Origin of the sequence: Agathobaculum sp. (genome assembly GCF_050946325.1) — a bacterium.
Classification (GTDB): Bacteria; Bacillota; Clostridia; order Oscillospirales; family Butyricicoccaceae; genus Agathobaculum.
Genome location: NZ_JBMNUP010000091.1, coordinates 1 through 7,487 on the forward strand (window position 1 = coordinate 1; position 7,487 = coordinate 7,487).

At 54.8% G+C, this 7,487-nt stretch carries 9 protein-coding genes; 5 read left to right on the forward strand and 4 right to left on the reverse strand.

The window, feature by feature from the left end; all coding sequences use genetic code 11:
• The first annotated feature begins 10 nt into the window (after window positions 1-10).
• From ACOYIE_RS07710 to ACOYIE_RS07730, 5 genes are all read left to right on the forward strand, one after another.
• On the forward strand, window positions 11-103 hold the full coding sequence (locus tag ACOYIE_RS07710; protein ID WP_433412043.1) for an SDR family oxidoreductase: 93 nt from the start codon (window positions 11-13) through the stop codon (window positions 101-103).
• Window positions 104-124: 21 nt separating this feature from the next.
• Window positions 125-1,012: a transketolase gene (locus tag ACOYIE_RS07715; RefSeq protein WP_433412029.1), complete on the forward strand. Its 888-nt coding sequence runs from the start codon at window positions 125-127 to the stop codon at window positions 1,010-1,012.
• 3 nt (window positions 1,013-1,015) lie between these two features.
• Window positions 1,016-1,987: a transketolase family protein gene (locus ACOYIE_RS07720; protein WP_433412031.1), complete on the forward strand. Its 972-nt coding sequence runs from the start codon at window positions 1,016-1,018 to the stop codon at window positions 1,985-1,987.
• Window positions 1,988-2,094: 107 nt separating this feature from the next.
• Window positions 2,095-3,147: a zinc-dependent alcohol dehydrogenase gene (locus ACOYIE_RS07725; RefSeq protein ID WP_433412033.1), complete on the forward strand. Its 1,053-nt coding sequence runs from the start codon at window positions 2,095-2,097 to the stop codon at window positions 3,145-3,147.
• Between the two features lie 60 nt (window positions 3,148-3,207).
• Window positions 3,208-4,641 (forward strand): glycoside-pentoside-hexuronide (GPH):cation symporter, encoded by a 1,434-nt coding sequence (locus tag ACOYIE_RS07730; RefSeq protein ID WP_433412035.1) that lies wholly within the window; start codon window positions 3,208-3,210, stop codon window positions 4,639-4,641.
• Window positions 4,642-4,820: 179 nt separating this feature from the next.
• Here ACOYIE_RS07730 and trxA read toward each other — a convergent pair whose 3' ends face one another.
• The 4 genes from trxA to ACOYIE_RS07750 all read right to left on the reverse strand — a co-directional run bounded on the left by trxA (window position 4,821) and on the right by ACOYIE_RS07750 (window position 7,381).
• Window positions 4,821-5,126: a thioredoxin gene (trxA, locus tag ACOYIE_RS07735; RefSeq protein ID WP_433412045.1), complete on the reverse strand. Its 306-nt coding sequence runs from the start codon at window positions 5,124-5,126 to the stop codon at window positions 4,821-4,823.
• Between the two features lie 20 nt (window positions 5,127-5,146).
• Window positions 5,147-5,977 carry a DNA-3-methyladenine glycosylase family protein gene (locus ACOYIE_RS07740; protein ID WP_433412037.1) on the reverse strand — a complete coding sequence of 277 codons (831 nt, stop codon included), beginning with the start codon at window positions 5,975-5,977 and terminating at the stop codon, window positions 5,147-5,149.
• Window positions 5,952-6,335, reverse strand: coding sequence for a DUF3783 domain-containing protein (locus ACOYIE_RS07745; RefSeq protein WP_433412039.1), 384 nt, complete (start codon window positions 6,333-6,335; stop codon window positions 5,952-5,954). Before ACOYIE_RS07745 ends, ACOYIE_RS07740 begins: the two co-directional genes overlap by 26 nt.
• 212 nt (window positions 6,336-6,547) lie before the next feature.
• Window positions 6,548-7,381 (reverse strand): sugar phosphate isomerase/epimerase family protein, encoded by an 834-nt coding sequence (locus ACOYIE_RS07750; protein WP_433412041.1) that lies wholly within the window; start codon window positions 7,379-7,381, stop codon window positions 6,548-6,550.
• Between the last annotated feature and the right edge of the window lie 106 nt (window positions 7,382-7,487).

The following is a 7,487-nucleotide window of genomic DNA, read 5'->3' on the forward strand; positions in this document are numbered from 1 at the left end:
GACGGACGAATTGCAGGGCGTTATGCTCTTCCTTGCAAGCGAAGCCTCTTCCTACATCACCGGCATCAACATTCCGGTTGACGGCGGCTATTCGATCTTCTGACAGAAAGGATGAATTCATACCATGGCGAAGGTTCATGTTGAAAACGTGCGCGATTTGGTGGTCAAGGCCGGCGAAATCCGCGAAAAGCTTGCGCTCGGTACGCGCCGCATCGGTAACGTACACATCGGCGGTCCTATGTCCGCAACCGATGTAACGGTAGCGCTGTATTACAAGTATATGGGCTTTGATCCGGACAATCTGGACGACCCCAACCGCGATATTTTTATTCTGAGTAAGGGCCACAACGGCATTCTGCTGTTCACCATCTTCTGCGATATGGGGATGTATGACTGGGATCTGCTGCTGGATACCTACAACACCATCGGCCATCCCTTCGGCGCGCATCCGAACCACAAGCACGTCAAGGGCATTGAGGTTTCCTCCGGTTCGCTCGGCCATGGTCTTTCCTGGTGCTGCGGTCTGGCGCATGCCAACCGCGGACGAAACATCAAGTCCCGCATCTGGACGCTGCTGGGCGACGGCGAAATGGAAGAAGGCTCCAACTGGGAAGCAATTCTGTACGCCGCATCGCATAATCTGGACAACATTGTTGCAGTTGTTGACTTTAACCATGCATCCGCTTCTTATGAAACCGGCCAAAACCAGCGCTGGGGCGAAAAGGGCGGCGCTGAAGGCATGGCGGACTGCTTCCGTGCCTTTGGCTGGAACGCCACGGTAATCGACGGCACCAAGATGGCCGAAATCGACAAGACGCTGGCCAGCCTGCCGGAAGTTACGCTCAACGGCAAGCCGAACGCAATCATTTGCAACACAACCAAGGGCCAGGGCGTTCAGTTTATGATGGATCGTCCCTGCGCATGGCACATCGGCGGCTTTGACGACGAAAAGCTGGAAGAGGCGCTTAAAGAAATCAGAGAATACACAGCGGAAAGACTGGCGGAGGTGTAATCAATGGGTGGATTTACTTTTTGCTGCGGCGATATGGGCCCCGCAATGGAAGCCAAGGGAACGGTTACGAATGAAATTCTCGAAATGATCGACGACGACCCCAGAGTATGTTATATCAACGCGGATGGTACGCCCAACGGCGGCCGTGTACAGCAGAAGCAGATGCAGTATCCGGACCGCGTTCTTGACGTAGGCATCCAGGAAATGAACATGGTCACTCTGGCGGCCGGTCTTGCCAAGCAGGGCTTCCTGCCTTATGTGCAGACGTTTGGACCCTTCCTGTGTGTGCGCGCGCTGGACCAGATCCACAACGACGTAGCATACAACGATTATCCGGTGCGCCTTATCGGCACGCATGCCGGCCTGTCCTCCGGCTACGGCCCGACGCACAACACCATTATCGAATTCGGCGTTATGAACTCCCTGCCGAACATGACCATGATCGCGCCCTGCGATGCGGAGCAGTGCAAAAAGGTTCTGCGCAAATCGCTCGACTATCCCAAGCCGATCTATATCCGCATTCCGCGCGGCGAGGAGCCGCTGGTTTACAACCAGGATTACGACTATAACTTCGAGATCGGCAAGGCCAATGTCATCCAGGAAGGCACCGATTTGAACATCATCGGCACCGGCATGGGTGTATACGGCGCTGTGCAGGCAGCGCGCCAGCTGGAAGAAGAAGGCTTCAGCGTTGGCGTAATTGATATGCACACCATCAAGCCGATTGACAAGGATGCTATCATCCACGCCGCCAAGAAGAGCGGCGCCATCATCACCGTGGAAGACCACAATATCCTCGGCGGTCTCGGCAGCATCGTTGCCGATGTGCTGATGGAAGCCGGTGTGTTTGCACGGCTGAAGAAGATTGGCATTCCTGATACCTTTGTGGAATTTGGTTATCCGGAAGAACTGTATCCATACTATGGCATGGATGGCGCTGGTATTGCCAAGACTGCGCGTGAATTTCTCAAGTAATACAAAAGCGCAGTAAGCAGCAAACCGCAGAGCCGGTCCGCCCGATTACATAATATGTTCGCGGCGGACCGGTTCTTTATTATTTGAAGGAAGGGGAGTTCAAAGCAATGAAGCAGCTATATATCACTTCGGTCCGTGATTTTGAAAAAAACACCATGGGCACCGTAGAAGCAAGAGAAGTTCCAATGCCGGAACCTGCCGATGATGAGATTCGCGTCAAAATCATCTACTCCTCCATCTGCGGCTCGGACACGCACACGCTGACCGGCCATCTGGGTGAGTTTGAAGAAACCACCAAGGCCATGCTGCCCATGCCTTTCGGCCATGAGGTTTCCGGCATCATTGATAAAGCCAGCCCCAAGGCGGAGGCGCTCGACTATCATGCCGGCGACAAGGTGGTTGCCAATTACGCAAAATACTGCTACGCCTGCGACAACTGCCGCAGCGGGCATGAAAATCTGTGCACCAACGTGCAGTTCTGCATGAACGGCTTTGCAGAATACGCCGTTTATCATGTGACGCAGATCCATAAGCTTCCTGAAGAATACGATTTGCAAACCGCTGCCCTGATTGAGCCGCTGACCATTGCTCTGGCAGCTGCCGAACAGGCCAATATCTCTTACGGAAAGTCCGTTGCCATCATGGGCGCGGGCGGCCTGGGATTGATGCTGGTGCAGCTTGCCCGTCTGGCAGGCGCGTCGGTCGTCACCGTTTTTGATCTGGTGGAAGAAAAATGCGAGCTGGCCAAAAAACTCGGCGCTGACTTTGCCTTTGATCCCCGCGAAGACGGGGTTGTGGAAAAAGCCATTGCCGCTGCCGGCGGCATGTATGACTGTGTTTTGGAAGGCACCGGCGTTGTATCCGCTGCGGAAACTGCGCTGCAGCTTTTGGCACGGAACGGCGACGGCGTTTACTTCGCCATGTACGGCAAAGACCCCATCCTGAAAGTAAATCTGCACAATGACTTTTACTGGAACCAGAAGCACCTGCATGGTGTGATTATGGGGGCAGGGTTATTCCCCAAGGCCATCAAGATGGCCCGCCGGCTGGATCTGAAATCCCTCATCCAGCGCGTACACCCCCTCAGCCAGTATGAAAAGGCATTTGAAGATCTTTATACCAAGAAATTTGCCAAGGTCGTTATTAAAATGGATGAATAACATGAGATCAAAAGAGGAAGGAGGAACGATTGGCTGCAAACTTAGCCAATCGACAGCAGAATGAATAACGAAACAAAAGTTGCTGCAACCCCGGAAAAAACCTATTATCACGGTGGCCAGGCCGTTGCCAGAAAGCTTGCATTCGCCTCCGGCGAATTGGTTTATAACCTCCCCTGGATGCTTGTCAGTTCTTACTTAGCATTTTTCATGACGGATATTGCCCTCATCCCTGCGGGCGCCGTTTCCATTCTGTTTTTGGTGTGCCGTGTCTGGGACGCCTTTAACGACCCCATGATCGGCTCTCTGGCCGACCGCACCAACACCAAAATGGGCCGTTACCGTCCCTGGATGCTGGGCGGCGCCCTTGGTCTGATTCCGCTGGTAATCCTGCTGTTCTGGGCGCATCCTGACTGGAGCGTCGGCGCACGCACGGCTTACGGCTGTATCCTGTATTTTATCACGGTTATTGCTTCTACTTCCTGGAACATTCCGTTCTCTGCACTCAACGGCGTTATTTCTCCTTATCCCCGTGAACGCGCTTCTTTCTCCAGCTACCGCATCTGCATTTCCTCGCTGGCCTGCGCGCTTGCAACCGCCATCTTCATTCCGCTGGTTACCAAGTTCAGCGGCGCGGAAGGCGATTCCGTTCGCGGCTATTTGCTGGCTGCCGTTGTCGTCTGCGCGCTGGCAATCCCCTTTGTGTTCACCTGCGTTCTGGGCACCAAGGAAGTCGTCAAGGCGCCCCCGAAGCAGAAGGGCCAGAAAATGGGCGGCAAGGCCATGGTCAACTGCTTCCTGCAAAATCCGCCCCTGCTGATCGTCTGCCTGGCATTCCTGGTTTATGGATTCCTCAACTACGGCAGAATGACCGTCGGCATGTACTATTTCACCTATGTTTGGGGCGACGCCAGCCTGTTCACCCTGTATGCCACCGTTAACGGCATCATGGCTGCTGTTGCAGCGTTCTTCTCTGCCGCGCTGATCAAGCTGTGCCGCGGCAAGCGCGGAGCGATGCTGTTCTCGTACGGTTTCAGCTTTATCATTAACCTGGTTCTGTTCTTCCTCAACCCCGGCAACGCTTCTCCCACGCTGGTTCTCGTTCTCCTGTTCATCGCGGGCGCGCTCAACGGCTTCTGCACCGCGCTGCTCTATGGTATGATCGGCGACACGGTAGAATATGGCCAGTGGAAGACCGGCATCCGCGCCGACGGCCTCTGCTCCTCCGGCACCAGCTTTATGCTCAAGCTGGGCGGCGCGCTTGCCCCCACCACCCTGCTCGCCATGCTGGCGATGAGCGGTTATGTGGAAGGCGCCGCATCGCAGACCGCCAGCGCGCTGACTTCCATGAATGTGGTTATGAACCTGATCCCTGCGGTTCTGAGCATTATCGGCGTCATCCTGTTTGCCTGCTATAAGCTGAACGATAAGATGCACGCACAAATCGTTTCCGACCTGAAGGAACGCGGTGAATTCTTCATCGACGAAGACCAGTAAACAACCAACAAGAACAACTCCTATTCCAAAACCTCTTATCCGTGTGAAGGCAGCCGCCGGAAAGCCAAAGTGCTTTCCGGCGGTTGTCTTTTTTCAGCTTATCCCCCCAAAGCCGGACTTGCCTGTGTTACAAAAAAGCCCTCTCCCCTATGCTGGGAGAGGGCTTTTCTGCTTTCTCTTTAAAGCAGCGCCAGAATATTTGCTTTGGGCATGGCTCCTACCGCGCGGTTGACCACCTTGCCGTTTTTCATCACAATCAGGGTCGGAATACTCATCACGCCGAACTGCTGCGCCAGGTCTCCCTGCTCATCCACGTTGATTTTGCCCACTTTAATATCCGTCCGCTCCTCTGCAATCTGGTCCACAATAGGCGAGACCATTCTGCACGGTCCGCACCAGCTCGCCCAGAAATCCAGCAGCACAGGCTTGTCCGCCTGCAGCACCTCTGTTTCAAAATTCTCATTCGTAATGGTCAAAACCGCCATCATCAGCACGCTCCTTCTCATCAGTAGTTTATCTGAAGCTCGTAAAAAAATGCATACTGCTGCATCACGCCTGCAAATCCGCGATAGCGCCGCAGCGGAAAGCCCTTTGGATAGTGTGCATCCAGCATCTGCCGGATGTGGGTATCAATCGGAAACGCATCAATGTGGTGCAGTCCAAACAGGCAGATGCACTCCGCCACTTTGACGCCCACGCCGGTCAGGCGCATCAGTTCCTGCCTGGCCTGCTCGTATTTCATGCCCCGCACTGCGTTCAAATCCACTTCGCCGGAAGCAACCTGCCGTGCCGCAGCGATGATGTATTTTGCCCGATATCCCAGCCGCACGGGCGTCAGATCATCCGCTGTACACTGGGCCAGACGCTCCGCGGCCGGAAACGCATCATACTGTATGCCGCTTTCGCTTTGGCAGCGTGTGCCGAACAGCGCACTCAGCCGCTCCACGCAGCCGGTTATTCTGGCAATGTTGTTCTGCTGCGAAATAATGAAGCAGACGATCGTCTCCCACAGCTCCTGCCGTAAAATGCGCAGGCCTCCGCCTGCCAGCACGGCATGCTGCAAATAAACATCCCGCTTGGCAACCGCTTTTTTGTAGCGTCCATAATCGGCGTCCAGATCAAAATACCGCTGCCAGACGGATGCAAACACCTCGTCTGTGCAGTCAAACCGCACGGTCTGGCCCTGCTGCTCCATTTCCAGATAGCGGCCGCAGGCAATCAGCGCATACCGCCCTTCCCCCAGCGGCCGAAAACGAAAACACTGGCCGGAACGGGCAATCTGCTCCAAATCAAAATCAGGAATGACGCGCTCAACCATTTTTACGCATCGCCTCATGCTCGGCCGCAAGCTCCTGATAAAGATTTTCCAGCGTCCAGCCGATATTGGTCTCCGTCACAATCGCCTTATAGGGAATGGACACGCCGGCTTTTTTCATTTCCCGCAGCAAAATCTCCAGCCGCTTGTCCGTAAAGCCGTCCAGCACAAGCACGGGCTGCGCAAGGGCAGGCACATCGGCATTTTCGTTTCTGTCAAACCCACGGCGGCCCAGCAGACAGCCGACCGTCTGCCCCGCGTCTTCCGGCGCAATATTTTTGATGCGCACGCCCATGCGCACCAAAACGGATTTCACCCCTGCGGCGCGCGCGCCGCCTTCCGGCTCAAAATATAAAACCGTCTCCCGAGAGACAGACATGCTATCAGCTCCTTTTCCCCATTATATCCTCTTTCCCGCATGAACGCAATATGCTGTATTTATTTTCTGAGCGCGCGGGAAGGTTTATTCCGCCTTTAATTTCTCCGGAACGCGCTCCCCATAAAGCAAACAAAATTCATCATTATACTGCATTATCTTCGCATAATCCGCATCATTTATCCTGTTTTTGCAAATAATGACCGTGCATTCCTTTATGCGCGGTTCCATGTCTCCCGCACAAACTCCACGGCCTTGCGGATTCCTGAAAAACCCGTGCCGCTCGCCTCTTCAATGCAGATAAGGCCGCCAAACCCATGGTGCTTCAGCCAGGCCAGCACCTCCGCGTTGGGCGTCACACCTGTCCCAATGACGGCGGGCGCAAAACAGCCCAGCGTCTGCATATCCGAAATATGAACCGTTGCAAGCGCGTCATAGACCTGCGGCAGAACAGTCATCGGGTCGCCGCCCTGCGCCGTAATATTTCCCGTGTCAAAATTAATTTTTACTCCGCTGCCTTTCAGCGCCTGCGCAATTTCCAGGAAAATATCCACCGGAAAGCTGAAATCCTCATATCTCCATGCGCCCGGCTTGTAGTGGTCCTCATACACCAGCACCACGCCGAATTTCGCAGCCGTAACCGCCGCACGGCGCAGCATCTCCACCGCCCAGCGCACGCCCTGCTCCCGCGTCACGCCAGGATGCGCCTGCCCTGCCAGCACGCGCACATATTCTATGCCGAGCGCGGAACACACCGCAATATCCCGCCGCAGATATTCCAGCTCCCGCTCCCGCTGCAAAGCGTCCGGATGCGTAAAATCGGGATAGGCCGACGCCATCGCCATCGGTATGCCAATGCGCTCCATCATGCGTTTGACGCCTTCCAGGTAAACCGGCGTATGATTTTTCAGCAGCATCATACTGATATCCGCTGCGTCCAGCCCCATTTCCTTCGCTTTTGTCAGCCATTCCTCCAGCGTAATCTCGCCGGATTCTATTGGACCGAACAGCGATACCGGCAATACGCTCAACCGGCAACTTTTTTCCATGGATGCACTTCCTTCTAAAGCAGTCTCCTCTTTTATTACCGGCAAAGCAGCGCGGCGGTCTCCACATGGCTCGATTGCTCCAGATTGATGTCAGATTTTAGCGGTC